The following is a 25,067-nucleotide window of genomic DNA, read 5'->3' as shown; positions in this document are numbered from 1 at the left end:
GGCTCGGCGGCGGCCACCGGTGTGGCGTGGGGCTCGGCGGCAGCCACCGGTGTGGTGCGGGGCTCGGCGGCTACGGGGGTGCCGGGGGCCCCGGCAACGGTGGCGGCGGTCGCGGGGCCCCCGGGGGCCCCGGAGGCGGTGGTGGCGGTCGCGGGGTCGGCTGCGCGCCGGTGGGGGTGTGCCCGGCCTGCGGCCGGGCACGGGTCCCCGCCCGTACCACCGGTGCGGGTGGCTTCGGTGGGCGGCTGCTCGCCGTCGGCGGTCGCACGCCCACCACGGGCTGGGGCGGGCACGGTGAACGGGGGCAGGTCGCATACGTCGACCCGCTCCGAGCCGCCGGATCCGGTGGGCCCTGCCGTCACGGACGGGCGGTGCGCCGGGGTGCCAGGGCCGGCTGAGCACGCCGGGGTGTCCGGGCCCGCCGGGGTGCCAGGGCCGGCTGAGCACGCCGGGGTGTTCGGGCCCGCCGGGGTGTCCGGGCCCGCCGAGGCGTGAAGGTCGGCCGGGTCGGCCGGGTCGGCCGGGGCGGCCGGGGCGGCCGGGGCGGCCGGGGCGGCCGGGGCGCTGAGGTTTCCCGGGATGGCGGGGTTCGCCGGGGTGCCCGGGCGCGCCGGGGTTTGCAAGCTCGCCGGAGTGTGAAGGCCGGCCGGGTTGGTCGGGGTGCTGAGGCTTCCCGAGATGGCTGGGCCCGCCGGGGTGCCCGGGCTCGCCAGGGTGCCCGGGACGGCCGGGTCTGCCGGGGCAGACGAGTTCACCGGGTCCGCCGGGGTGGACGAAGCCGCCGGGCCCGCCGGGGTGCCCGGGCTCGCCGGGGTGCCCGGGACGGCCGGGTCCGCTGGGGCGGACGAGTTCACCGGGTCCGCCGGGGTGGACGAAGCCGCCGGGCCCGCCGGGGTGCCCGGGCCCGCCAGGGTGCCCGGGACGGCAGGGTCCGCTGGGTTGGATGAAGCCGCCGGGTCTGCCGGGGCGGACGAGTCCACCGGGTTCGCCTGGGCGGACGAAGCCACCGGGGCCGCCGGGGAGGGCGGGACCGGTGGGGGGTCCGGGGTGGGGCCGGACCGGGGTGTCGGGTCCGGGGCGGGGGTCATCGGCGGCGGCGGGACTGCCAGAGCGCGGCCGCAGCCAGGGCGGCTACCGCCGCGACGCCTGCCAGGAGGCCGGCCGAGGGGCCGCCGTCGCCCGTGCCGCCTGCCGTGCTGTCCTTCTTGGCGTCCGTCGGGCCGGACACCGCGGTGGACGCCGGGGTGTCCGGGGTCGAGACCTGGTCGCCGCAGCCCTGCTGCGGGTAGCCCGAGATCGCGCACAGCAGCGCCGCGCTGTTGTAGCGCAGCGGCTTCGCGACCTCCGCCAGCGCCTCCGCCGCCGTGGCCTGCGGCCCCACCTGCGCGCACGCGCTGCGCGGCGCGTCCTGCGGCGGGGTCTCGCCGGACGGGGCGTCCGCGGGCACGCCGAAGTCGATGACGACCGCCACCCGCTTCTTCCCCTCGACCGGCGCGGTCGTCCCGCAGATCGCGGTGAAGTCCGCCCCCGCCCGCGGCTTCGCCGCCTCGTCCGCCGCGTCCTTGCTCACCGCGAAGCGGAACCCCTGGACGGCACCGTCCGCCGGACGGGCCTGCGACGGCCCCTGGGAGGCGTACGTCCACTGGCCGCCCGCGGCGCCGTCCCAGAACGACCAGTAGCGGTACCCCGCCGCCACGGCCGGCGCCGCGCCGGCCAGCAGCGCGGCGAGCGCCGTCGCGAGGACGGCGCCCACCAGCGACAGCGGCAGCAGACGCCTCACGGCTGCTGCCGCTTCCGGCGGCCGCTCAGCAGGATGCCGATACCCATGCCGGCCGCGCCGCCCGCGCCGATGATCCACCAGAGGTTGGTGTTCTCCGAGGAGTCCGAGTCCTTGTCCTTGTCCTTCTTCCCGTCCTCGGGCTGCGACGAGGACGAGGCCGTCGCTCCGTGCGCCGTCGGCGCCGGGCCCGTCGCGTTCAGCGCCGACACCAGGTCCGTGCCGCCGAACGCCTTCGGGTCCGTGCCCGTCGCGTGCGCCGTCAGGATCAGCGTGCCCAGCGCCGCCGGGTTGTCCTTCGACCAGGCGCCCGCGTTGGCCTTCAGCCACTCCAGCGCGCCCGCCGCGGCCTGCTTGTGGCCGCCCGCGGACAGCGCGATCACCGCGTCCGCGGTGTTGGCGTAGTCCGGCAGCACCTGGTCCGAGCCGGGGGTGGCGGCCGTGAGGTGGCCGTTCTTCTTCAGCGCCTCCGCCAGGTACGCCGCCGCGCCCTGCGCCGCGCCCGCCTGCCCGTTCAGCGGGGCCGGGCACGCCGGCAGCGCCGCGATGGGGCTGTCCGCGCCGGCCGGGGCGACGACCGCGCCCTTGACCTGCGCGGCCAGCAGCGCGGCGGCGGTGGCGTCGGCGTTCGCGGCCTTCTTGCCGTCCTTGACCTCGTACGCGAAGGCGCCGCGGTCGGCCGCCGGCTGGTCCTCGCAGCCCAGCTGGAACGGCAGCAGCGCGTCGAAGCCCGACTTGCCCGCCTTCGACGTCACGGTCTGCGGCTGCACGCCCGCCGCGGCCAGCGAGCTGATCACGAGGGCTGTGGAGCTGGCCTCGGAGGGGGAGCCGGGCACGAAGCTCCAGCCGCCGTCCTCGTTCTGCACGGACTTCAGCCAGTCGACGCCCTTCCGGACCGCCGCGTCCTGGCCGCCCAGCGCCTTCAGCGCCTGCACGGCCACCGCGGTGGCGTTCGAGTCGAGCATCGTCGTCGCGTCGCACGCCTTGCCGGCGTCGGTGCGGAAGGAGGCGAACGCGCCGTTCGCGCACTGCTGGCTGGTCAGCCAGTCCACCGCCTGCCGGGACGGGTGCAGGCCGACCGAGTGCTGCGCCAGCAGGGCGAAGGACTGGCGCCAGACGCCGTCGTACGTCGGGTCGCTCTTGCCGTACAGACCGGAGGGGATCACCGGCGCCGGGGAAGGAGCGGCCGTGTCGGCGAACGCCGCGGGGGCGGCGGCCACGCAGAGCACGGCGGAGGCGGCGAGCGCGGCGGCGCTGCGGCGGACGTTCATGGTGGGGGCGGTGCCTCTCCTGCTGGGGAGCGGGAGGCAGGCACGCACTGGCACCGGGCTCCGGCTCCGTTTACCTCGACGGTGCCGGCCGCCGGAGGCTTCCGGCGGCACGAGCCGCGCACTCGGTACGGGGCAATCCGGCTCCCCGCGCGGGCGGGTCACGGCTGCGGGTCAGCGCCGGATTCCCACCGGCTTCCCCCCGTACGGACGTGTGGACGACGCCGTCACTCTACCGGCCCCCGCTCCACATGCCGGGGGCGGCGGGCCGGGGCACCCCTTACCGGCACCGGCACCGGCACACGCACCGTCGCCATGCGGTCAGAGCGCGCGGTACGTCACCGGGTCCGTCCCCGGTACGGCCTCGGCGCGCCCCTGCTTCACCAGCCGCCGCAGGTGCGCCTCCGCTTCCGAGACGGCGATGTTGCGCGAGCCGTACGGGATCTGCTCCCACGGACGGTTCCACTCCATCCGCTCGGCCAGCCCCCACGGCGTCAGCGGCTCGGCGGCGAGCAGGGCCCACAGCCCGCGCAGCCGCTCCTCGTGGTGGCCGAGCAGCTCGCGCACCCGCGCCGGGGCGCCGGTGAACGCGTACTGGTGGGCCGGGAGCACCTCGGCGGGGTCCAGCCGGCCGATGCGCTCGAGGGAGTCGAGGTAGTCGCCGAGGGGGTCGGTGACCCGGGTGTCGGTCGGGTCCTCGTACAGGCCGATGTGCGGGGAGATGCCGGGCAGCAGGTGGTCGCCGGAGAACAGGCGGCCGTTGCCGGGCAGGTCCGCCGGATGCCGCTCTTCCAGGTGCAGGCAGACGTGGCCGGGCGTGTGGCCCGGCGTCCAGATCGCGCGCAGTCGGCGCCCGGCGAGGGGGAGCAGCTCGCCGGGGACGATCTCCCGGTCGGGTACGGCGGCGCTCAGCCCGGGCAGGGTCCGCAGCCGCCCGGACCGGCGGGCGGCGCGCAACGGGCCGACGTGCTCCTCGGGGGCGCCGGCGGCGGCGAGCTTCCCGGCCATGTAGTCGAACCAGACACCCGGCTCGGCCGCGCGCGTGCGGACGACGACCTCGGTGTCGGCGGCGTGCATGGCGATCCAGGCCCCGGACGCCTCGCGGACCCGGCCGGAGAGGCCGTGGTGATCGGGGTGGTGATGGGTGATGACCACGCCGTGGACGTCGGCGACGTCCGTGCCGAGGGCGGCCAGACCGGCGACGAGGGTGTCCCAGGAGGCGGGGTCGTCCCAGCCGGTGTCGATGAGCACGGGGCCGCGGTCGGTGTCGACGACGTGGACGAGGGTGTGCCCGAGCGGGTTGTCGGGGATGGGCACCTTGATGCCGCGGACGCCTCCGCCGTGGTCGGTTGTCTCTGGCATGCGGGCCCCCTGTCTGCGCCGGCTCGCGGCGGAAAGCCGGCTGCCGGCATCGGCTGCGGCCACTGTAACGAGAACTCGTTCCATTGGTAGCCCAAGTCGACCATCTTGACGGCAGTCTGACCAGTCGTCCGATCGTGAGGCCGGTGAAGTGCCGCTCACCCGGCCCTCCTTGCGTCCGGGCCGTGGACTCCTGGAACTAGAACTGGTATCAGTTCTTCAGCTCTCAGGTGCGTCAGCTCACAGGCTCTACAAGTTCTGAAGCACCGTCAGGGCGTGTCGGTGTCGCTCGCGTTCGCAGCCGCAGGAGGCCTCAGCCATGACCGAGCTCGTGGAACACGGACAACTGTTCATCGGCGGGCAATGGGCGGATCCGCTGGGCAGCGAGACGATCGAGATCGTCTCGCCCCACACCGAGCAGGTCATCGGACGCGTCCCGCACGCCTCGCGCGCCGACGTCGACCGCGCCGTCGCCGCCGCCCGCAAGGCCTTCGACGAGGGCCCGTGGCCCCGTATGACCCTGGACGAGCGGATCGCCGTCGTCTCCCGCATCAAGGACGCCATCGCCGTCCGGCACGAGGAGATCGCGCGGTCGATCAGCTCGCAGAACGGCTCCCCCTACTCCTGGTCCGTCCTCGCCCAGGCCCTCGGGCCGATGATGGTCTACGACGCCGCGATCACCGTGGCGCGCGCCTACCCGTACGAGGAGCACCGCCAGGGCGTGCTCGGGCCGATCCTGGTACGCCGCGAGCCGGTCGGCGTGGTCGCGGCCGTCATCCCGTGGAACGTCCCGCAGTTCGTGGCCGCGGCCAAGCTCGCGCCGGCGCTGCTCACCGGGTCCACCGTCATCCTCAAGCCGTCGCCGGAGTCGCCGCTGGACTCCTTCATCCTGGCCGACATCGCCAAGGAGGCCGGGCTGCCGGAGGGGGTGCTGTCGATCCTGCCCGCCGACCGCGAGGTCAGCGAGTACCTGGTCGGGCACCCCGGCATCGACAAGGTGGCCTTCACGGGCTCCGTGGCGGCGGGCAAGCGCGTGATGGAGGTCGCGGCGCGCAACCTCACCCGGGTCACCCTGGAACTGGGCGGCAAGTCGGCCGCCGTGATCCTGCCGGACGCCGACCTGGAGACCGCGGTGGCGGGGATCGTGCCGGCGGCCTGGATGAACAACGGGCAGGCGTGCGTGGCCCAGACCCGCGTCCTCGCGCCGCGCGGCCGCTACGACGAGGTGGCCGAGGCCCTCGCCGCCGCGGCCGGCGCCCTCGTGGTCGGCGACCCGATGGACCCGGCGACCCAGCTCGGACCGCTGGTGGCCAAGCGGCAGCAGCAGCGGTCCTTCGACTACATCAAGATCGGGCAGGACGAGGGCGCGAAGGTCCTCACGGGCGGCGGCCGCCCGGCGGGCCAGGAGCAGGGCTGGTACGTCGAGCCGACGCTCTTCGGCGACGTCGACAACTCGATGCGGATCGCCCGCGAGGAGATCTTCGGCCCGGTCGTGTGCCTGATCCCGTACGGGGACGAGGCGGAGGCGGCGCGCATCGCCAACGACTCCGACTTCGGCCTCAGCGGCAGCGTCTGGACGGGCGACGTGGAGCGCGGCATCGACTTCGGACGGCAGGTGCGCACAGGCGTCTTCAACGTCAACACCTTCAGCCTGGACATGCTGGGGCCCTTCGGCGGCTACAAGAACAGCGGTGTGGGGCGGGAGTTCGGACCGGAGGGCCTGAGCGAGTACCTCGAGCACAAGATGATCTGCCTCCCCAACGGGTACGAGCCCCCGGCCGCGGCCGGGGATTCCGGGGCGGACGTCTGATGGGGGACCGCTGGCACGTCGAGGTGGACCGGGGTGTGTGCATCGGATCGGGGATGTGCGTGAACCACGCCCCGTCGGGCTTCGCCCTGGACTCCGCCCGGCAGTCCCACCCGGTGACCCCGGAGACGGATGCGAACGAACCGGTCCTGACGGCGGCGGAGGGCTGCCCGGTGGAGGCGATCATGATCACGCTGCTGGGGAGCGGCGAGACGGTGTTCCCACCGGAGGAGTGAGGCGCCGGGCTTCGGCGGGCGTTAAGTCCCCTTGTCTGCTGTCCGTTGGGCGTTGTGGGGGTTCCGGGGGCGTCCCGTCAGTCCTCACTGTCCTTCCGTGCCGGGCTGGCCTGTCAAGAGCGCTCACTGCGTTCGCGTCGCTGCGCGATTCCGCTTCGCTCCACTCCTGACAGACCGTCCCGTCCCGGAAAGACAAGGACTGTCGGGACGCCCCCGAAAGAACGGGAGGTCGGCACTCCACCAAGGCGAGGGGTTCCAAGGCCTGCCCAGGGGCCCGGCCAGCTGGTTCCCGGCACCCCAGGTGCGGAAGACGGCCTGTGGGGCGGGGGCGCGCCGGATCGCTACGCGCTTCGGCCGGCATAGCGGCCCCGGCCCGCCTGTGGCGGGACATAAGCCGCCCCAGATGGCCTCTCGCTGCCCTCTCAGGCGTCTGATCCCCGTCTGGTGATACCCAGCGGGCAGTCAGTGGCGGTGTGAGCCCGGGAGCGGCCGCCATAGTGGGGCAATCTGGGCATTCTGCGGGCTCTGGAGAGGCTCTCGCGCGGAGTGGATCAGATGACCTCCCGCCAGTGCCTATATCCCGCACCTTCCCGCTCCTGGGAGGGTGTGGGGCCCAAACCGGGCCGCAGACGCCCATCCGCAGGAGCGCGTAGCGATCGATGGCGGCCTATTCCCAGCCGCGGCCGGTCCGCGCCCGCTATGCCGGCCGAAGCGCGTAGCGATCGGGCGCGCCTGCTCGCCAGGGGCCGGCTTGCGCACCTGGGGTGCGGGGGAACGGACTGGCCCTGCCCCTGGGCGGGCCTTGGAACCCCTCGCCTTGGTGGGCTGCCGACCTCCCGTTCTTTCGGGGGCGTCCCGACAGTCCTTGTCTTTCCGGGACGGGACGGCCTGTCAGGAGTGGAGCGAAGCGGAATCGCGCAGCGACGCGACGAAGGAGCGCTCTTGACAGGCCGGCCCGGCACGGAAGGACAGTGAGGACTGACGGGATGACCCCGGAACCCCCACAACGCCCAACGGGCAGCGGACAAACGTCCTCAACGCCCGCCGAAGCCAAACCCCTACCGGCGGGTTCCGGTCGAATCCGGTGGGGGTGGCGACGTCAGGTCGATCAGGCGGCAGACCGTTTCGATGTCGATCTTGACCTGGGCGATCGAGGCGCGGCCCGACAGCCAGGTGATCAGGGCCGAGTGCCAGGTGTGCTCGATCACGCGGACCGCCGAGAGCTGCTCGGCCGTGGGCGGGGCGTCCAGACCCATCGCGTCCAGGATGATCGCGGTGGTCAGCCGGGAGACCGTGTCCACCTCGGGCGAGACGCTGCGGTCGGCGAACGTCAGCGCACGGACCATGGCGTCCGCCAGGTGCGGCTCGCGCTGGAGGGCGCGGAAGGCGCGCATCAGGGTCTCCGCGACCCGCGCCGACGGCTCCTCGCTCGCCGGTGGCCGCTTGCGCAGCGTGGTGTGCATGTGCTGGAGCTGGTCCTGCATGGTGGCGACCAGGAGGTGCACCTTGGACGGGAAGTAGCGGTACAGGGTGCCCAGCGCCACGCTGGACGACTCCGCGACCTCGCGCATCTGCACCGCGTCGAAGCCGCCCCGGCTGGCCAGTTGGGCGCTGGCGTGCAGGATCCGGCGGCGCCGTGCCTCCTGCCGCTCCGTCAGCGGCGGGGACGCCGGGGTGGTGACGGCTTTGGCTTCCGCTGTCATGTGTCCCGTTCCGTGGCGTTTCTGTCGTATCGCGAGGTGCTGAAGTGCTGCAAGTACTGTGCGTGCTGCGAGTGCTGTCGCGCGTGCCGTTCCCGGGTCGTTCCCGGTGTGCCACCAGGTCGTTCCCGCCGATCCCAGAATCCTGCCCCAGCCAGCATGGCAGGCGCTGCGGCCGTGGCGCGAATCACCTGCCGCGCCTCTTACGGTGTGGTTTCCGGCCGGTAGATTCAATGCCCTTGGACGGATCAAGTCTGAAACTTGTTCTAGATTATCCGAGCGGTTACGCTCCGGCGAAAGTGCAGTGAGAAGGGGGCCGAGAGTGTCCGCTGAGGCCATGGTGACGAGCCCTTTCCCAGGTTCCGCCACCGACGGCGACCGCCCGTTGCGCATCGCACTCCTCACCTACAAGGGGAACCCGTTCTGCGGCGGTCAGGGTGTCTACGTCCGCCACCTCTCGCGTGAGCTCGTCCGCCTCGGGCACTCCGTCGAGGTGATCGGCGCCCAGCCCTATCCGGTGCTCGACACCGGCGCGACGCTCACCGAGCTCCCGAGCCTGGACCTCTACCGCCAGCCCGACCCCTTCCGCACGCCGGCGCGCGACGAGTACCGCGACTGGATCGACGTGCTGGAGGTCGCGACCATGTGGACCGGCGGCTTCCCCGAGCCGCTGACCTTCTCGCTGCGGGCCCGCCGCCATCTGCGTGCCCGGCGCGGTGAGTTCGACGTCATCCACGACAACCAGACCCTCGGGTACGGCCTGCTCGCCGACCTCGGCGCCCCGCTGGTCACCACGATCCACCACCCCATCACCGTCGACCGCAAGCTGGAGCTCGAAGCCGCCAAGGACCGCAAGAAGCGGGCCTCGGTGCGCCGCTGGTACGCCTTCACCCGCATGCAGAAGCGGGTCGCGGGCCGGCTGCCCTCCGTGCTGACGGTCTCGGGCTCCTCCAAGCAGGAGATCGCCGACGACCTCGACGTCTCCCTCGACAACATCCACGTCGTCCACATCGGCGCCGACACCGACCTGTGGTCGCCGGACGCCTCCGTGGCGGAGGTGCCGGGGCGGATCGTCACGACGTCCAGTGCCGACGTACCGCTGAAGGGGCTCGTCCACCTCGTCGAGGCCCTCGCCAAGCTGCGCACCGAGCAGCCCGACGCCCACCTCGTCGTCGTCGGCAAGCGCGCCGAGAAGGGGCCGGTCGCCCGCGCCATCGAGACGTACGGGCTCCAGGACGCCGTCCGCTTCGTCAAGGGCATCAGCGACACCGAGCTCGTCGACCTCGTGCGCAGCGCGCAGGTCGCCTGCGTCCCCAGCCTGTACGAGGGCTTCTCGCTCCCCGCCGCCGAGTCCATGGCCACCGGCACCCCGCTGGTCGCCACGACCGGCGGCGCGATCCCCGAGGTCAGCGGACGTGACGGGGAGACCTGCCTGGCGGTGCCGCCCGGCGATGCCGGTGCCCTCGCCACCGCTCTGGGCCGGCTGCTCGCGGACGAGCAGCTGCGCGCCCGGCTGGGCGCCGCCGGCCGTGAGCGGGTGCTGGCCAACTTCACCTGGGCCAAGGCCGCCGAAGGCACCGTCGCGCGCTACCGCGCCGCCATCGCCGCCCGTGCGGCCGGTGAGGCCGGTGCGGCCCGTACGGCGGCCGCCGCCCGCTCCGCCAGAACCAGCTGACCCGGCCGGACCGGACACCTCGCCGATGCGCCACCCGTCGTACCCGTCACGCCCGTCACGCCCGTCGTACCCGCCGTACCCGTCGAACCCGCCGTACCGCCGCCCCCGCCGGCGTTCCGCGCAGCTCCCGCACCACCCGCACCACCCTCACCCCCTTGACCGCGAAGGCAGGACCCCGTGCTGACCGTCGATTTCTCCCGGTTCCCGCTCGCCGCCGGAGACCGTGTGCTCGATCTGGGCTGCGGCGCCGGCCGGCACGCCTTCGAGTGCTACCGGCGCGGCGCCCAGGTGGTCGCCCTCGACCGCAACGGCGAGGAGATCCGCGAGGTCGCCAAGTGGTTCGCCGCGATGAAGGAGGCCGGTGAGGCCCCGGCCGGTGCCACCGCCACCGCCATGGAGGGCGACGCGCTGGCCCTGCCCTTCCCCGACGACTCCTTCGACGTCGTGATCATCTCCGAGGTCATGGAGCACATCCCGGACGACAAGGGCGTGCTCGCCGAGATGGTGCGGGTGCTGAAGCCGGGCGGACGGATCGCCATCACCGTGCCGCGCTACGGGCCGGAGAAGATCTGCTGGGCGCTCTCCGACGCCTACCACGAGGTCGAGGGCGGCCACATCCGCATCTACAAGGCGGACGAGCTGCTCGGCAAGATGCGGCAGGCCGGCCTCAGGCCGTACGGCACCCACCACGCCCACGGGCTGCACTCCCCGTACTGGTGGCTCAAGTGCGCGTTCGGCGTGGACAACGACAAGGCGCTGCCGGTCCGCGCGTACCACAAGCTGCTGGTCTGGGACATCATGAAGAAGCCGCTGGCCACGCGGGTCGCCGAGCAGGCGCTGAACCCGCTCATCGGCAAGAGCTTCGTGGCGTACGCGACCAAGCCCCACCTCCCCGTCGGCGCGGCGCAGTGAGCTCGCCCGGGCGTACGGAGCACCTGGTCCTGCCCGGGGTGCTGACCGCCGAGCAGGCGGCCGGGACCGTGGCCGGCATCCTGGCCGCGCAGCGCGCCGACGGGGCGATCCCGTGGTTCCGCGGCCACCACCTGGACCCGTGGGACCACACCGAGGCCGCGATGGCCCTGGACGCGGCCGGTGAGCACGCGGCGGCCGAGCGGGCGTACGACTGGCTGGCGCGGCACCAGAACCCGGACGGGTCGTGGTACGCCGCGTACGCCGACGGGCCCGACGGGGTGGACACCGAGCGGCCGCAGGACGCGGGCAAGGAGTCCAACTTCACCGCGTACATCGCCGTCGGCGTGTGGCACCACTACCTGGCGACCGGCGACGACACCTTCCTCGACCGGATGTGGCCGGCCGTCTACGCGGCCGTCGAGTTCGTGCTGGGCCTCCAGCAGCCGGGCGGGGAGATCGGCTGGAAGCGGGAGGCGGACGGCACCCCGGTCACGGACGCGCTGCTGACCGGCTCCTCCTCCATCCACCAGGCGCTGTGCTGCGCGCTGGCGATCGCCGACCACCGCGAGGAGGCGCAGCCGGACTGGGAGCTCGCGGCCGGCGCGCTGGGGCACGCGATCCGGCGGCACCCGGAGCGGTTCCTGGACAAGAACCGCTACTCGATGGACTGGTACTACCCGGTCCTGGGCGGGGCGCTGACCGGCGTGGAGGCGAAGGCGCGGATCGAGGAGCGCTGGGACGAGTTCGTCGTCCCCGGCCTCGGGGTGCGGTGCGTGCTGCCGAACCCGTGGGTGACGGGCGGCGAGAGCTGCGAGCTGGCGCTCGCGCTGTGGGCGATGGGGGAGTCGGACCGGGCGCTGGACATCCTGCGCTCGATCACGCACCTGCGGGCCGAGAACGGCATGTACTGGACGGGCTACGTCTTCGAGGACAAGGCGGTGTGGCCGGTCGAGCAGACGACGTGGACGGCCGGGTCGCTGCTGCTGGCCGTCGCGGCGCTCGGGGGTGACGAGGCGACGACCGCCGTGTTCGGCGGGCTGGAGCTGCCGAAGGGGCTGGACCCGGACTGCTGTTAGCGAGGCGGGGCGGGGCAGGGCGCCCGGGGGACCCGAATGGGTCCCCCGAGTGGCGCAGTGCCCGCACCGGGGTGAGGCTGCCGGGGACACCCTCAGTCCCCGGAGGCAACCGTGTCCTTCCCCACGACCACCCGATTCCGCCGTGGCCTCACGGCGTTGTTCGTGTCCTGCGCGCTGCTGGCCGGCGCCACCGCCTGCGGTACGAACGGCGGCGCCGACGCCGCCGCGGACACTGCCGCGACCAGGGCCGAGGAGGCCTCGGTGACGGCCGCCCGGCAGGCGATGGCGGCCGAGACGGCGGCGATGGAGGCGTTGGAGGCCCCGGCCGCCGTCGAGCCGACGCCGACCACGACCGCCGAGAAGCAGAAGTTCGCCAAGGCGCGGTTCGTCGCCAACGCCGGGCTCGCGGCCGGGGCGACGTACCAGTGGATCGTCAAGCCGTACCGCGACGGCAAGTTCAAGAAGGGCGCCCAGGGCCGGACGTTCGCGCTCATCAAGGCGGGACTCGCGGGCGCCTTCGCCTACAACCGGCTGAAGGCCGCCGTCGCCAACGCCAAGGGCGACCCGCTGCTGTCGAAGGCCGTGGCCCCGCTGACGGCCGGCATCGAGGCGCTCAAGGGCCTCGGTACGAAGCTCCGCAAGGGTGAGGCCGGCGACGCCGACATCAGCTCCTTCGAGGACGTCATCAACGGGATCAAGGAGGCCGGCAAGTCGGCCGGCGCCACGGTGACGGACAAGGTGCCCAGCACCTCCCAGCTCACCGGCGGCTGACGGAGCGCGGAAGCCGGGCGCGGGCCGGGCGCCGGCCGGTCAGCTGTTGAGTTCCGCCAGGACCCGCAGCGTGTGCGGGTCCGGGGCGGTGACCAGCAGGTCGGTCACCGGGCCGGCCCGCCACAGCTCCAGCCGTTCGGCGATCCGCTCGCGCGGGCCGACCAGGGAGATCTCGTCGGCGAAGGCGTCCGGGACGGCGAGGACCGCCTCCTCCTTGCGGCCGTCGAGGAACAGCCGCTGGATGTGGCGGGCCTCGTCCTCGTAGCCCATGCGGGCCATCAGGTCGGCGTGGAAGTTGCGGGCGGCGTGGCCCATGCCGCCGATGTAGAAGCCGAGCATCGCCTTGACCGGCAGCAGCCCCTCGGCGACGTCGTCGCAGACCATCGCCCGGGCCATCGGCGCGATCATGAAGCCGTCGGGGAGGCCGGTGAGGGAGGCCTGGTAGACGTCGGTACGGGTGGGCGACCAGTAGAGGGGCAGCCAGCCGTCCGCGATACGGGTGGTCTGGGCGATGTTCCTGGGGCCCTCGGCCCCGAGGAGCAGCGGCAGGTCCGCGCGCAGGGGATGGGTGATCGGTTTGAGGGGCTTGCCGAGGCCGGTGCCGTCCGCGCCGCGGTAGGGGTGGCCGTGGAAGCGGCCGTCCAGGGCGACGGGGGCCTTGCGGCGCAGCACCTGGCGTACGACGTCGACGTACTCGCGGGTCGCGGTGAGGGGGCTGGCGGGGAACGGGCGCCCGTACCAGCCCTCGACGACCTGTGGTCCGGACAGGCCCAGGCCCAGCATCATGCGGCCGCCGGAGAGGTGGTCGAGGGTGAGCGCGTGCATGGCGGTGGCGGTGGGCGTACGGGCGGCCATCTGGGCGATGGCGGTGCCGAGCCGGATCCGTGAGGTGTGCGCGGCGATCCAGGTCAGCGGGGTGAAGGCGTCGGAGCCCCAGGCTTCGGCGGTCCAGACGGAGTCGTAGCCGAGGTCCTCGGCGGCGATGGCCAGGTCGAGGTGGCCGGGGTGGGGGGCGCGGCCCCAGTAGCCGAGTGCGAGTCCTAGGCGCATGGCGTGCCCTCCGAGGCCGGCGCGGTCAGTCCTGACGGTGCGTCAGGTGACTGTAGGGCAACGGCCCCCCGCCCGGAAGGGCGGGGGGCCGCTGGGTCCTGCGTCGTGCGTCCTGCGTCGCGCGCCTGCGCCGGTCAGCCGCGCTGGATGCCCGACGTGTCGTTCAGGACGCCCCGGCGGCCGTCCTGCGTCTGGGCGATCAGGGTGCTCGGGCCGCGCTGGTCGACCGCGAGGTACCACGTGCCCGGGGCCAGCTCGGCGATCGGGGTGGGGGAGCCGTCCTCCGGGAAGAGGGGGCGGGCCACCGGGACGGCGAACCAGAACGGGGCGAAGTCGGCCGCCGGGGCGGGCGGTTGGGCGGATTCCTGCGGGCCGGGGCCCGGTGCGGGCGCCGGGGTCGGGGTGCCGCCGTACGGCGGGACCGGCGACGGGGTGGTGCCGTACGGCGACGGGGCGCCGCCGGTGCCGCCCGGGTAGCCGTACCCGGCGCCCGGCTGCGGCTGGCCCCCGTACGGCGGGACGGCCTGCGGGGCCGGCGTGGGCAGCAGCGGTCCGGCCAGCGCCGGGACCTTGGGCGCGAAGATGGCGACACCGGCCACCACCAGGGTGGACAGGAACGCCAGGATCGACCCGGCACCGAGGTCGGCGCCGTCCGGGCCGGTCATCAGGGCCCACAGCGCGGACCAGGCCGCCGCCACGGAGATTCCGGTTCCCCAGCCGGCCAGGGCGAGGCCGCCGATCTTGCGGGACTCGGGCAGGAACCGGGTCGCGACGATCAGTCCCGCGCCGATCAGGCCGGCCAGGAAGATCGAAGGGAGGACGATGTTCAGTGCGTCCGTGTCCCACGCGTTCGGGATGCGGTCCTCACAGGCCGGGACGCCGCCGCATTCGACGGAGTAGAAGTTGAGGAACGACGCGATGAACAGCAGCACCGCTGCTCCGATCACCACGCCGTCGCCTCGAGTGAGGGAGCGGATGTTCACTTGGATGTCCTTCTCGGTCTCGGTCGCGGGCGGGGACCATCGTACGGATAGATTCCCGGCCCGAGGGCGCCGGGCCCGTGACGACAACCGTTCCGCTACCCGCCCAGGAAACCGATGATGCCGTTCGCGATGCCCTGCGCCGCCTTCTGACGCCACTGCGGATCCATCAGCAGGGCCGCGTCGTTGGCGTCCCGCATGTTGCCGCACTCGACGAAGACCTTCGGCTGCGTGGACAGGTTGAGGCCGCCGAGGTCGTCGCGGACCACCAATCCCGTGCCGCCGCCCACGTAGTTGGAGGGCCCCGTACCGGTGGACCGGGTGAAGTTCCCGGCGATCCGCTCGCCCAGCTCCTTCGACGGGCCCACGATCTTCGCGGTGTCCGCCGCCCCGCCCTTGACCCTGGCCGGGAGGATGACGTGGAAGCCGCGGTTGCCGGCGGAGGAGCCGTCGGCGTGGACCGAGACCACCGCGTCCGCCTTGGCCTCGTTGCCGATCCGGGCCCGCTCGGTGATGCAGGGGCCCCACGGGCGGTCCGCCTCGTGGGTGAAGACCACCTTCACGCCCTGCGCCTCCAGGGCCGTGCGCAGCCGGCGCGAGACGTCGAGGGTGAAGTCCGCCTCCTTGTAACCGGAGTTGGTGGTGGTGCCGGTGGTGTCGCACTCCTTGCGGTTCGTGCCGATGTCCACCTGCTGGTTGATCTCGCGCGCGTGCTGGAAGTTGCCCACGTTGTGACCGGGGTCGACCACGACCACCTTGCCGGACAGGGGCCCCTTGACCACCGGCGCCGCCGGTGTCGCCGGGGCGGGGGTGGCCGGCGCGGTGGGCGTGGCCGTACCCGGTGTGGGCTCCCCGCTGGCCTTCGCGTCCCCGTGGGAGGACGGGGCGGGCCCGGACGGCTGTTGCGGGGACTGCGCCGACGCGGGCAGCGGCAGCACCTGGGGCGCGGACGCCCCGGCGGAATCGGTCCCGGACAGCACCTGGACCAGCACCCAGCCGGCCAGCGCGGTCGGGGCGAGGGCGGCGACGGCCACGGTCAGGGTGGAGCGGCGCGCGAACCAGGGGCGGTCGGGGTCGACCGAGGAGGTGGACTCGGGCGGCGGCGGGGGGCTCTCGTCGTACGGCACGTCGCGATGCTAATCCGACGACATGCCCGGCGTCCGGATCCTGCTCCATCCGGGGGCGCGTGTGGCGTGGCGCGCCACACGGGTCACGCCGTGCACCGCGGTCAGATCCCGGGGCCGGTACGGCGCAGCACGCGCAGCGAGTCGGTCACGGAGACCTCCTCGAAGGCGCCGGACGCCAGCGCGCGGCAGTGGATCCGGTACGGCGCCTGCCCGCCGTCGGCCGGGTCGGGGAACACGTCGTGGATGACGAGCGTGCCGCCCTCGGCGACGTGCGGGGCCCAGCCCTCGTAGTCCCCGGTGGCGTGCTCGTCGGTGTGCCCGCCGTCGATGAAGACGAAGCCGAGCGGACCGCCCCAGGTGGCCGCGACCTGCGGGGACCGCCCGACGATCGCGATGACGTGCTCCTCCAGCCCGGCCCGGTGCAGGGTCCGGCGGAAGGTGGGCAGGGTGTCCATCAGCCCGATCTCGGGGTCGACGACGGACGGGTCGTGGTACTCCCAGCCCGGCTGCTGCTCCTCGCTGCCCCGGTGGTGGTCCACGGTGATCGCGGCGACGCCCGCCTCCCGGGCGGCGTCGGCCAGCAGGATGGTCGAACGCCCGCAGTACGTGCCGACCTCCAGCAGCGGCAGCCCCAGCCGCGCCGCGTCGGCGGCCGCCTCGTACAGGGCCAGCCCCTCGCGTACGGGCATGAACCCCTTCGCGGCCTCGAAGGCGGCGAGGGTCTGCGGCTTGGGCGTGGCGGCCATGGTGTCTCCGGCGGTGGGACGTGGTGCGGGCGGCCCCATGCTGCCCTACCACCCGGTAATCGTCACCCCCGGGGTGTCCGCCACCTGAACGGGTGGCGCCGCCGTCGATCCGCCCGGCGCGGCCCGGCCGGGGCGCGGTGCGGGACTCCAACAACCCCGGTGGGCCCGTCTTTACGGTGGACTCGGCCGCCATCACCGCCTCCGTGAGGCCTCTCTCGGTATGATCCCGATCCTCCGCAGGGGGAGGGTCGGGGCACATGCAGGACTTGGGGCCTTCGGGGCCGACGCACGTAGGGCCGTTCCGGGCGCTGGCCGCGCTCGGACAGGGCGGCATGGGCCGGGTGCTGCTGGCCGCCGCGCCGGACGGCCGGCTGGTCGCCGTCAAGCAGGTGCACGCACACTTCGCGGACGACGACGGGTTCCGCGCCCGGTTCCGGCGCGAGGTCGCCGCCTCGCGGAAGGTGTCGGGGGCGTACACGGCGGCCGTGCTGGACGCCGATCCGGACGCGCCGACGCCGTGGCTGGCCTCGGTGTTCGTGGCCGGGCCCTCGCTGGGCGCGGCGGTGGACGCGGTCGGGGTGCTGCCCGAGGAGCTCGTACGCCGGCTCGCGGCCGGACTGGCGTCGGCGCTGGCGGAGATCCACCGGGCCGGGCTGGTCCACCGGGACCTCAAGCCGGAGAACGTGCTGCTCGCGGAGGACGGCGTACGGGTCATCGACTTCGGGATCGCGCGGGCGGCGGAGAGCGACCCGGAGGGCGACACCGGGCTGACGCGGACCGGATGGGTGATCGGCTCGCCCGCGTTCATGTCGCCCGAGCAGGCCGAGGGGCGCCGGATCACGCCGGCCACGGACCTGTTCTCGCTCGGCTCGGTGCTGGTCCTGGCCCTGACCGGGCGCAGTCCCTTCGCCGGGACGTCCACGCTCCAGACGCTGTACGACGTGGTGCACGCCGAACCCGGCCTCGACGGGGTCCCGGCCGGGCTGCGCACGGTCGTGGAGCGGTGTCTGGCCAAGGACCCGGCGGACCGGCCGACCCCGGCGGGCCTGCTGGAGCTCCTCGGCCCGGTGGCCCCGGCGGGTCGGCAGTGGCCGCCGCAGGTGTACCGGATGATCGCGGAGCAGCGGGCGGACATCGACCGGCTGCTGGACGGCGGGGCCCCGGAGCCGACGGTCGTGGTGGACCCGGACCCGACGCCCACCCCCGGCCCGCCCCCACCCGAAGCCCCCACCCCGCCCCCGGAGCCCGCGCCGAACCCGGAGCCCGCCCCCGGGTCGGCCCCGGCCCCCGGGCCGACCCCGGCCCCCATGCCCACGCCCGCCCCCGCGCCCGACCCCGTGCCCACGCCCGAGTCGGTCGCGGCGGCGCCGACGCAGGCCGCGCCGGCCCGTGACTCCCTCCCCGTCCCGCCGCCCACCGCCGGCCGTCCGCGCCGGACGGCGGTCGCGGTGGCGCTGGCCGCGGCGCTCGTGGCCGGCCTCGGGGCGTACGTGCTGTGGCCCTCCGGCGACCGGGGTGACGGCGGCCGCGAGGCGGGCGGGGCGGTGACGCCGTCGAGCAGCTCTTCCGTACAGCCGAAGGCCGTGGCCGGGCGGTACCGGAAGCTGGCGGCGTGCCCGGTGATCTCCGGGCAGCTGCCGCTGACGAACCGGAAGAAGGACAGCGACTACCACGGGGAGAACGCCGAGCGGATGTACACCAGTTGCACCTGGTACGGGACGGCCGCCCCGTGGGAGCCGGCCGAACGGATCGACTGGTACCTGACGTTCGGCGACGGCGGTGCCCGCGACGCGACGGAGGCGCAGCGGGCGCTCTTCTCCGGCGAGCTGCCCCAGGGGTCACGGGCGGCGGTCGTGGGGTTCGGGGACGAGGCGTACTGGCTGACGTACGCGGCGGAGATGGACGACATCACCTGCGGGCTGGCCGTCCGCGACGGCAACCTCTCGGTCAAGGTGATCCTCCGCGGCCCGCAGCACCCGCCCGCGACCTGCGAGGCGGACGCCAAGCGCCTGGCCCGCACCGCCTGGGACGCCGTCCCCCGCTGAACCGGGCCGGGAGACGTGCGCCCCCGAGCCCGGTAGATCCTTACGGGGCGGCCCTCAGGGCCAGGAAGCCCACCACGTAGGCGGTGGCGAAGATCAGGGGGACCCATTGTTCGACGTGGGTCAGGGGGAGGTAGCGGCGCCAGTCGCGGCCCTCGCCGAGGAGGGACCATTCGGCGCGGGAGTACACGAAGGCCGGGAGCTTCTTCTCCAGGGCGCCTATCACCTCGAACTTGGCGGCGTTCAGCTGCCGGTAGGAGCGCACCATCACGAACCAGGTGAGGCACTGCGTCAGCAGGACCACCAGGGCCGCCAGTGCCACCGCTAAGGGGACCTGCCGGCCCTCGGCGCCGGCCAGGGCCGCCACGGTGGCCGCCACGGCGGAGTTGAGCGACAGGAAGAAGGTGTTGGCGAGGTTGCGGCGGCTGCTGATCCGGTCGGCCATCTCGATGTACGTCTTGTACTGGTCCAGGATCGCCGCCTGGTACTTCTCGCCGGTGTCCGCGTAGGCGGCCGGGCCCACCTGCTGGTTCCACAGCTTGTCGTCGAGGGAGTCCATGGACACAGGGTTTCCCATGGGCCCCCTTCGTGTCAGGGCTTCCGGGCGGATCGGGGAGGGCGCCTGGGCAGTGTGGCCAACGGGGCGAGGACCGGCTCCAGTTCGGCCCGGATGAGGCGGCGTACGGACCAGATCCAGCGGACCCGGGGAGCGGCCGGGCGGAAGGGGGTGAACGTGGCCCGCCAGGTCCGGTCGAAGGTGACGATGCCGTCGAGCGGGTACGTCCATCCCCTGTCCCGCCGAGGGGCGAGCGCGTCGGCGGCGGGCCAGTCCGGCAGCCGGGGCCGCGGCGGCCAGTCGGCGGTGCGGCGGTCGGTGTACGCGCGGGCGGCGGCGTCACGGAAGAGGTCGTAGACCACGGGGCCGGACGTGATGAGCAGGAGCAGCCGGTCGGGCGGAGTGAGGCGGACGGCCTCGGTGAACTCCCAGACGGTGCCCGGTCCCGGGGCCGCCGACAGCATGACCACATGGGCGCCGGCGATCAGCTCGCTCACCGTGGCCTGCCAGTCGTCCAGCGGCAGGTAGCCGCGGCGCGCGCCGAGCAGGGGCAGCCGTTCGCCGGGCTGTCCGACGGCGACGACGGGCCCGAGCCGGTCGAACTGCCGGACCAGGAACTCCTCCTGCGTCAGGCCGGGCAGTTCGAAGGGCGAGCGGAAGGACCCGCGGGGAGCGCCCCCGGGGGCCGCGGCCAGGGTGCGGTCGAGGGCGAAGGGGCGCAGGTAGAGGACGTACGACGTGCCGCGGAGGCCGCCGAACGAGGTGATGACCGGGGCGCGCAGCCGCTTGCCGTGGACGAGGGCGAAGAAGCCGCCGACGAGGGCGAGCGCGCCGGCCAGGACGATCGCGGGGAAGACCGGGAGGAGCACCAGCGGCGACAGCTGCTCTCCGCGCAGGGCCAGGTGGAGCAGGAAGCCCCCGCTGCCCAGCAGGGCGATGCCGAGTACGCGCAGGGCGTGGCCCAGGAGGACCAGTGCGTGCCCGGCGCCGACCCGCGCGCCGCGGCGCAGACGGGGCGTCGGGCCCCCGCTCGCGCTCACGGCCGTCGCGGCGCGCTGCCGGGGAGGGCGGCCAGCGGGGCGAGCACCGGCTCCAGCTGCTCGCGGATGTGCCGGCGGGTGCTCCAGCCCCAGCGCAGGGCGGGGACGGACACCTCGAAGGGGGTGAAGGTCGCCCGCCAGGCCTGGTCGAAGGAGATGACGCCCCGCAGCGGGTACTCCCACTTCCTGCCCTTCCCCGGCGGGCCCGGCGCGGGCCAGTCCGGCAGCTCGGGCAGGGTGGGCCAGTCGGCGGTGCGGCGTTCGGCGTAGGCGCGGGCGGCGCGGTCGCGGAAGAGGTCGTAGACCACGGGCCCGGTGTAGACGAGCAGCAGCAGCCGGTCCGGCGGGACGGTGCGGACGGCCTCGGTGAACTCCCAGACGGTGCCCGGCCCGGGGGCCGCCGACAGCATGACCACGTGGGCGCCCCGGATCAGTGTGCCGACCGTGTCCTGCCAGTCGTCGAGGGGGAGGTAGCCGCGCTCGGCCCCGAGGAGGGGGAGTCGCTCGCCCGGCTGTCCCACGGCGACGACCCGGCCGAGCCGGGCGACGTGCCGGACCAGGAACTCCTCCTGGGTCACCTGGGGGAGTTCGAAGGGCGAGCGGGTGTAGACCGCCGGCTCGGGGACGGGGGCGGACAGCCCCGGATCGAGGGCGAAGGGGCGCAGGTAGAGGACGTACGGCTCGCCCGCGAGCTGTTCGAACGCGGTGATGACCGGGGTGAGGTGCTGCTTGCCCCGCCGGACCAGGCGCGTACCGCGGTCGAAGACCCACCAGCCGACGCTCGCGAGCACGAGGGCGGTCAGGAGGACGCCCCACCAGGGCAGCGTCCCGCCGTCGTCCGCGCCGGGCCCGACGGACTGGTACACCATGTTGCCGCTGAAGGCGGTGAACGCCCCCGTCACGCGCAGGGCCCAGCCCAGCGTGATCAGCGTGCGGCCCAGGGTGCCGCGCTGGGTGCCCCGGGCCGGTGAGCCACCGGCCGGTAAGCCACCGGTCGTGCCGTCGCTCGTTCCTTCGGTCATGTCGTCCACCCCTCCCCGGGGGCCAGGGTAGGCGGATCCGGCGGCCGTTTCCTGACCTTCCGTCAGAATGAAACGTGTTCTACTCTGGCCCGCGACCGACGGCGTGAGCGACGGGCGGGGGACCCCCATGGGCATCGGAATCACAGCGGAGCAGCGGGAGTTGGCGGACGCCGTGCGGGGCTGGGTGGCACGGGCCGTGCCGCCCGAGGAGGTGCGCAAGCTCCTCGACGGCCCGCCGCGGACCGGCACCCGGCCCGCCTACTGGGACGCGCTCGCCGCACAGGGGCTGCTCGCCCCGCACCTGGAGGGCGGGACCCTGCTCGACCTGGCCGTCGTGGTCGAGGAGGCCGCCCGGGGCGCGCTGCCCGGGCCGTACCTGGGCAGCGCGCTGGCCTCCGTGCTGCTCGGCCGGTGTGCGGGGACCGCCGAAGCGGACGAGCTCGTGGCAGGGCTCGGCGACGGCGGCCGGATCGGGGCCGTCGCACTCGGGCCCGGGAGCATGACCGCCGTGGCCGTGGAGGGCGGCGGGCACCTGCTCGACGGGACGGCGCCGCCCGTGCTCGGCGCCGGCGAGGCGGACCTGGTCCTGCTGGCCGCCGAGGCCGCGCACGGCACGCTCTGGTTCGCCGTCGACGCCACCGCCCTGGACGTCCGTACGCACGACAGCGCCGACCCGACCCGGCCCACCGCCGAGGTCCGGGCGCGCGGGGTCGCCGTACCGCCCGGGCGGCTGCTGCCGCTGGACGCGGCCCTCGTACGGGACGCGGCGTGCGCGCTGTTCGCCGCCGACGCCTGCGGCACCGCCGCCTGGGCCCTGGACACCGCCGCCGCGTACGCGCGGGTGCGCGAGCAGTTCGGCCGGCCCATCGGACGGTTCCAGGGGATCAAGCACCTGTGCGCCGACATGCTGGTGCGGGTCGAGCAGGCCCGCGCGCTGGCCTGGGACGCCGTCCAGGCGATCGGCGAGGCACCCGAGGTACGGGCGCTCGCCGCCGCACTCGCCGCGGGCACCGCCCTGGACGCCGCCTACTCCTGCGCCCAGGACTGCATCCAGGTCCTCGGCGGGATCGGCTTCACCTGGGAGCACGACGCCCACCTCTACCTGCGCCGGGCCCTGGTCGCCCGCCAGCTGCTCGGGCCCGGCGACGGGCACCGGACGCGGGCGGTCCGGCTGGCCGCCGGCGGCGCCCGGCGCGAGCTGCGGCTGGAGCTGCCCGCGCAGGCCGGGACCCACCGGGAGCGGGCGCGGGCCGTCATCGCGGACGCCCGCGGCCTGGACCCGGCCGCCGCCCGCCGGGTGCTCGCGCCCACCGGGTACGCGGCGCCGTACCTGCCGCCGCCGTACGGCCTGGGCGCCGGGCCCGTCGAACAGCTCGTCGTGCAGCAGGAGCTGGCGGCCGCCGGGGTGAGGATCGCCGACCTGGGGATCGCCACCTGGGTGGTGCCCTCGCTGCTCGCCTACGGCACGCCCGCGCAGCAGGAGAGATACTTGCTGCCGACCCTGCGCGGGGACCTCACCTGGTGCCAGCTGTTCTCCGAGCCGGGCGCGGGCTCCGACCTCGCCTCGCTGCGCACGAAGGCGGAACGGACCGAGGACGGCGGCTGGCGGATCAACGGGCAGAAGGTGTGGACGAGTTCCGCGCACACCGCCGACTTCGGCATCCTGCTCGCCCGTACCGACCCGGACGCGCCCAAGCACAAGGGGCTCGGCTACTTCGTCGTCGACATGAAGGCGTCGGCGGGCATCGGCATCCGGCCGCTGAAGGAGATCACCGGCGAGGCGCTCTTCAACGAGGTCTTCTTCGACGACGTGCTGCTGCCCGCCGACGCCCTGGTGGGCGCGGCGGACGGCGGCTGGCGGGTGGCCCGCAACACCCTCGGCAACGAGCGGGTCCACATGGCCGACCAGATGACCTTCGACACCGGACTGGAGGCGCTGATCGCCCGCTCGGCGGACCTGGACGGCGCCTACCGGGCCCGGATCGGCCGGCTCGCGGCGGAGGCGCACGCCCTGGCCTGCATCGGCCTGCGGACCACGCTCCAGCAGGTGTCGGGGCTGGAACCGGGCGCGGGGGCTTCCGTACGCAAGCTCGTCCAGACCCCGCACCAGCAGCGGACCGCCGAGCTCGCGCTCGAACTGCTGGGGCCGGCGGGAGCGGTGTGCGAGGGGGTGGGGGAGCGGGCGGTGCACGGGATGCTGATGTCGCGCTGCCTGACCATCGCCGGGGGCACCACACAGGTCCAGCTCAACGTCGTCGCCGAGCGGATCCTCGGCCTTCCCAGGGACTGAAGGGCAGCAGTATGAAGTCGTACATCGTGGGCGTCGGCATGACGAAGTTCGAGAAGCCGGAATCCCGGGACTGGCAGTACTGGGACATGGCCAAGGAGGCCGGCGGGGCGGCGCTGGCGGACGCGGGGGTGGCGTACGGGCTGGTGGAGCAGGTGCCGGTGGGCTACTGCTTCCAGGCCTCCACCGCCGGCCAGCGCGCCGCGTACGAACTGGGCCTGACCGGGGTGCCGGTCTACAACGTCAACAACAACTGCGCGACCGGATCGACGGCGCTGATGATGGCCCGGCAGTTCGTGGCGGGCGGGATCAGCGACTGCGTGCTGGCGCTGGGCTTCGAGAAGATGAAGAAGGGCGCACTGGGCGGGGGCGCCGACGGAGGCGACTTCAAGACGTCGCCCGTGGCGCGGCACTACGGGATCATGGCGGCCGGGCACGGCTTCGAGATGTCGCCGCCGACGGCGCAGATCTTCGGCAACGCGGCGCGCGAGCACATGGAGCGGTACGGGACGACGGCCGCGCAGCTGGCGGCGGTCGGCGCCAAGAACCACCGGCACTCGGCGAACAACCCGAACGCGCAGTTCCAGGACGTGTACACGGTGGAGGAGATCCTGGCCGCGAAGGAGATCCACGCGCCGCTGACCAAGCTCCAGTGCTCGCCGACCTCGGACGGCGCGGCCGCGGCGCTGGTGGTCTCCGAGCGGTTCGTGGTCGCGCACGGGCTGCACGACAAGGCGGTGGAGATCGCCGGCCAGGCGATGACGACGGACACGGCCGCGTCCTTCGACTCCGGCTCGTGCATCGACGTGGTCGGCCGGCCGATGTCGCGGGCGGCGGCCCGGGCCGCGTACGAGGCCTCCGGCCTGGGCATCGAGGACGTCGACGTCGTCGAGCTGCACGACTGCTTCTCGGTCAACGAGCTGCTGACGTACGAGGCGCTGGGCATGTGCGAGGAGGGGGCCTCGGGGAAGCTGGTCGAGAGCGGCGCCACCACGTACGGCGGGCGGTGGGTGGTCAACCCCTCCGGCGGGCTGATCTCCAAGGGGCATCCGCTCGGCGCGACGGGGCTGGCGCAGGCGGCCGAGCTCGTCTGGCAGCTGCGCGGCGAGGCGGGACCGCGGCAGGTGGCGGGCGCGCGGGTGGGCCTGGCGCACAACATCGGCCTGGGCGGCGCGGCGGTGGTGACGCTCCTGCGCCGCTGAGGCCCCTGCGCCGCTGACGCCCCGGTACGGGTACGGGCGCCCGGTCAGCCCAGGGCCGGGTCCACCACCGTGTCGCCCATCGACGCGCGGCGGACCGCGTCGGCCAGGTCCTCGACGGGGCCGTCCCGCAGCACCAGGCCCGCCGCACCCGCGGCCCGGGCGGCGTCCCACAGGCCCGGGTGCGCCGAGCCGGCCAGCAGCAGCGTCCGGCACTCCGGGGCCTGGTCGGCCACGTCGGTGACGGCCGCCACCGAGTCCACCAGCGCCACGTGCGGCCGCTGGACCGGCGTGGTTACGACCTCGATGTCCGGCTGGAGGCCGAGCAGCACCGCCAGGGCGGGGTCCGGCGGGACCAGCAGGACCCGCAGGGCCTTGGCGGTGCGGTGCTCCCGCGGCATCTCGTCCACCTGCCCCACAGTAGGGCCGTACGGTGT

The 25,067-nt window shown here is 74.3% G+C and carries 21 protein-coding genes; 9 read left to right on the top strand and 12 right to left on the bottom strand.

The window, feature by feature from the left end:
* Positions 1-1,084: 1,084 nt before the first annotated feature.
* The 3 genes from ACZ6KO_RS10555 to ACZ6KO_RS10545 all read right to left on the bottom strand — a co-directional run bounded on the left by ACZ6KO_RS10555 (position 1,085) and on the right by ACZ6KO_RS10545 (position 4,407).
* Entirely contained in the window at positions 1,085-1,780 is a 696-nt protein-coding gene (locus tag ACZ6KO_RS10555; RefSeq protein WP_469302704.1) for an SCO2322 family protein, read from the bottom strand.
* Entirely contained in the window at positions 1,777-3,048 is a 1,272-nt protein-coding gene (locus tag ACZ6KO_RS10550) for a prenyltransferase/squalene oxidase repeat-containing protein (protein ID WP_469302701.1), read from the bottom strand. Before ACZ6KO_RS10550 ends, ACZ6KO_RS10555 begins: the two co-directional genes overlap by 4 nt.
* Positions 3,049-3,366: 318 nt before the next feature.
* Positions 3,367-4,407, bottom strand: a complete 1,041-nt coding sequence (locus ACZ6KO_RS10545) for an MBL fold metallo-hydrolase (RefSeq protein ID WP_469302699.1) — start codon at positions 4,405-4,407, stop codon at positions 3,367-3,369.
* A 316-nt stretch (positions 4,408-4,723) separates the two neighbouring features.
* Here ACZ6KO_RS10545 and ACZ6KO_RS10540 point away from each other — a divergent pair, with 316 nt between their 5' ends.
* Positions 4,724-6,214, top strand: a complete 1,491-nt coding sequence (locus tag ACZ6KO_RS10540; protein ID WP_469302697.1) for an aldehyde dehydrogenase — start codon at positions 4,724-4,726, stop codon at positions 6,212-6,214.
* Positions 6,214-6,447 (top strand): ferredoxin, encoded by a 234-nt coding sequence (locus ACZ6KO_RS10535; RefSeq protein WP_469302695.1) that lies wholly within the window; start codon positions 6,214-6,216, stop codon positions 6,445-6,447. The genes ACZ6KO_RS10540 and ACZ6KO_RS10535 overlap by 1 nt, the downstream gene beginning before the upstream one ends.
* 1,058 nt (positions 6,448-7,505) lie before the next feature.
* On the opposite strand, the gene ACZ6KO_RS10530 is transcribed toward ACZ6KO_RS10535, so the two are convergent.
* Entirely contained in the window at positions 7,506-8,150 is a 645-nt protein-coding gene (locus ACZ6KO_RS10530) for a TetR family transcriptional regulator (protein WP_401448211.1), read from the bottom strand.
* A gap of 319 nt (positions 8,151-8,469) precedes the next feature.
* Between ACZ6KO_RS10530 and ACZ6KO_RS10525 the strand changes: the two genes are divergently transcribed.
* From ACZ6KO_RS10525 to ACZ6KO_RS10510, 4 genes are all read left to right on the top strand, one after another.
* Entirely contained in the window at positions 8,470-9,822 is a 1,353-nt protein-coding gene (locus tag ACZ6KO_RS10525; RefSeq protein WP_469302692.1) for a glycosyltransferase family 4 protein, read from the top strand.
* A 177-nt stretch (positions 9,823-9,999) separates the two neighbouring features.
* Entirely contained in the window at positions 10,000-10,734 is a 735-nt protein-coding gene (locus ACZ6KO_RS10520) for a class I SAM-dependent methyltransferase (RefSeq protein WP_401448207.1), read from the top strand.
* On the top strand, positions 10,731-11,810 hold the full coding sequence (locus ACZ6KO_RS10515; protein WP_469302690.1) for a prenyltransferase/squalene oxidase repeat-containing protein: 1,080 nt from the start codon (positions 10,731-10,733) through the stop codon (positions 11,808-11,810). Before ACZ6KO_RS10520 ends, ACZ6KO_RS10515 begins: the two co-directional genes overlap by 4 nt.
* A 282-nt stretch (positions 11,811-12,092) precedes the next feature.
* A complete protein-coding gene (locus tag ACZ6KO_RS10510) occupies positions 12,093-12,581 on the top strand; it encodes a hypothetical protein (RefSeq protein ID WP_469303847.1) in 489 nt (162 codons plus the stop codon).
* 39 nt (positions 12,582-12,620) lie between these two features.
* On the opposite strand, the gene ACZ6KO_RS10505 is transcribed toward ACZ6KO_RS10510, so the two are convergent.
* The 4 genes from ACZ6KO_RS10505 to ACZ6KO_RS10490 form a co-directional block, all read right to left on the bottom strand.
* Positions 12,621-13,631: an LLM class F420-dependent oxidoreductase gene (locus tag ACZ6KO_RS10505; RefSeq protein WP_469302688.1), complete on the bottom strand. Its 1,011-nt coding sequence runs from the start codon at positions 13,629-13,631 to the stop codon at positions 12,621-12,623.
* A gap of 134 nt (positions 13,632-13,765) precedes the next feature.
* A complete protein-coding gene (locus ACZ6KO_RS10500; protein ID WP_469302685.1) occupies positions 13,766-14,614 on the bottom strand; it encodes a DUF5336 domain-containing protein in 849 nt (282 codons plus the stop codon).
* Between the two features lie 95 nt (positions 14,615-14,709).
* The gene (locus tag ACZ6KO_RS10495; RefSeq protein WP_469302683.1) at positions 14,710-15,738 is read right to left on the bottom strand and encodes an N-acetylmuramoyl-L-alanine amidase; all 1,029 of its coding nucleotides are present in this window, start codon (positions 15,736-15,738) and stop codon (positions 14,710-14,712) included.
* Positions 15,739-15,839: 101 nt separating this feature from the next.
* Positions 15,840-16,484, bottom strand: coding sequence for a class I SAM-dependent methyltransferase (locus ACZ6KO_RS10490; RefSeq protein WP_469302681.1), 645 nt, complete (start codon positions 16,482-16,484; stop codon positions 15,840-15,842).
* Between the two features lie 257 nt (positions 16,485-16,741).
* Between ACZ6KO_RS10490 and ACZ6KO_RS10485 the strand changes: the two genes are divergently transcribed.
* Positions 16,742-18,529, top strand: a complete 1,788-nt coding sequence (locus ACZ6KO_RS10485; RefSeq protein WP_469302679.1) for a serine/threonine-protein kinase — start codon at positions 16,742-16,744, stop codon at positions 18,527-18,529.
* Positions 18,530-18,569: 40 nt separating this feature from the next.
* On the opposite strand, the gene ACZ6KO_RS10480 is transcribed toward ACZ6KO_RS10485, so the two are convergent.
* Genes ACZ6KO_RS10480 through ACZ6KO_RS10470 form a run of 3 tightly spaced genes read right to left on the bottom strand, consistent with a single transcriptional unit; the run spans position 18,570 to position 21,144 of the window.
* Entirely contained in the window at positions 18,570-19,085 is a 516-nt protein-coding gene (locus ACZ6KO_RS10480; protein ID WP_469302677.1) for a RipA family octameric membrane protein, read from the bottom strand.
* Positions 19,086-19,117: 32 nt separating this feature from the next.
* Complete coding sequence (locus tag ACZ6KO_RS10475) at positions 19,118-20,122, bottom strand: hypothetical protein (protein WP_469302675.1); 1,005 nt, start codon at positions 20,120-20,122, stop codon at positions 19,118-19,120.
* Entirely contained in the window at positions 20,119-21,144 is a 1,026-nt protein-coding gene (locus tag ACZ6KO_RS10470; RefSeq protein ID WP_469302673.1) for a hypothetical protein, read from the bottom strand. Before ACZ6KO_RS10470 ends, ACZ6KO_RS10475 begins: the two co-directional genes overlap by 4 nt.
* A 127-nt stretch (positions 21,145-21,271) precedes the next feature.
* On the opposite strand from ACZ6KO_RS10470, the gene ACZ6KO_RS10465 reads away from it, so the two are divergent.
* Both ACZ6KO_RS10465 and ACZ6KO_RS10460 read left to right on the top strand, forming a co-directional pair.
* Positions 21,272-23,434 (top strand): acyl-CoA dehydrogenase, encoded by a 2,163-nt coding sequence (locus ACZ6KO_RS10465; RefSeq protein WP_469302671.1) that lies wholly within the window; start codon positions 21,272-21,274, stop codon positions 23,432-23,434.
* Positions 23,435-23,445: 11 nt separating this feature from the next.
* Positions 23,446-24,633: a thiolase C-terminal domain-containing protein gene (locus ACZ6KO_RS10460; protein ID WP_469302669.1), complete on the top strand. Its 1,188-nt coding sequence runs from the start codon at positions 23,446-23,448 to the stop codon at positions 24,631-24,633.
* A gap of 44 nt (positions 24,634-24,677) precedes the next feature.
* Here ACZ6KO_RS10460 and ACZ6KO_RS10455 read toward each other — a convergent pair whose 3' ends face one another.
* Positions 24,678-25,031, bottom strand: coding sequence for a response regulator (locus ACZ6KO_RS10455; protein WP_469303845.1), 354 nt, complete (start codon positions 25,029-25,031; stop codon positions 24,678-24,680).
* Positions 25,032-25,067 lie beyond the last annotated feature (36 nt).

Source organism: Streptomyces sp. NPDC042102, assembly GCF_055582305.1.
Note: the sequence above shows the minus strand (reverse complement) of the source record. Positions and strands in the feature narration are given on the sequence as shown.

What these genes read in the sequence shown, in the direction of transcription:
- ACZ6KO_RS10550 (WP_469302701.1), bottom strand. Translation starts at nt 3,048, where the DNA reads ATGAACGTCCGCCGCAGCGCCGCCGCGCTCGCCGCCTCCGCCGTGCTC.
- ACZ6KO_RS10545 (WP_469302699.1), bottom strand. Translation starts at nt 4,407, where the DNA reads ATGCCAGAGACAACCGACCACGGCGGAGGCGTCCGCGGCATCAAGGTG.
- ACZ6KO_RS10540 (WP_469302697.1), top strand. Translation starts at nt 4,724, where the DNA reads ATGACCGAGCTCGTGGAACACGGACAACTGTTCATCGGCGGGCAATGG.
- ACZ6KO_RS10535 (WP_469302695.1), top strand. Translation starts at nt 6,214, where the DNA reads ATGGGGGACCGCTGGCACGTCGAGGTGGACCGGGGTGTGTGCATCGGA.
- ACZ6KO_RS10530 (WP_401448211.1), bottom strand. Translation starts at nt 8,150, where the DNA reads ATGACAGCGGAAGCCAAAGCCGTCACCACCCCGGCGTCCCCGCCGCTG.
- ACZ6KO_RS10510 (WP_469303847.1), top strand. Translation starts at nt 12,093, where the DNA reads ATGGCGGCCGAGACGGCGGCGATGGAGGCGTTGGAGGCCCCGGCCGCC.
- ACZ6KO_RS10505 (WP_469302688.1), bottom strand. Translation starts at nt 13,631, where the DNA reads ATGCGCCTAGGACTCGCACTCGGCTACTGGGGCCGCGCCCCCCACCCC.
- ACZ6KO_RS10490 (WP_469302681.1), bottom strand. Translation starts at nt 16,484, where the DNA reads ATGGCCGCCACGCCCAAGCCGCAGACCCTCGCCGCCTTCGAGGCCGCG.
- ACZ6KO_RS10485 (WP_469302679.1), top strand. Translation starts at nt 16,742, where the DNA reads ATGCAGGACTTGGGGCCTTCGGGGCCGACGCACGTAGGGCCGTTCCGG.
- ACZ6KO_RS10480 (WP_469302677.1), bottom strand. Translation starts at nt 19,085, where the DNA reads ATGGACTCCCTCGACGACAAGCTGTGGAACCAGCAGGTGGGCCCGGCC.
- ACZ6KO_RS10470 (WP_469302673.1), bottom strand. Translation starts at nt 21,144, where the DNA reads ATGACCGAAGGAACGAGCGACGGCACGACCGGTGGCTTACCGGCCGGT.
- ACZ6KO_RS10465 (WP_469302671.1), top strand. Translation starts at nt 21,272, where the DNA reads ATGGGCATCGGAATCACAGCGGAGCAGCGGGAGTTGGCGGACGCCGTG.
- ACZ6KO_RS10460 (WP_469302669.1), top strand. Translation starts at nt 23,446, where the DNA reads ATGAAGTCGTACATCGTGGGCGTCGGCATGACGAAGTTCGAGAAGCCG.
- ACZ6KO_RS10455 (WP_469303845.1), bottom strand. Translation starts at nt 25,031, where the DNA reads ATGCCGCGGGAGCACCGCACCGCCAAGGCCCTGCGGGTCCTGCTGGTC.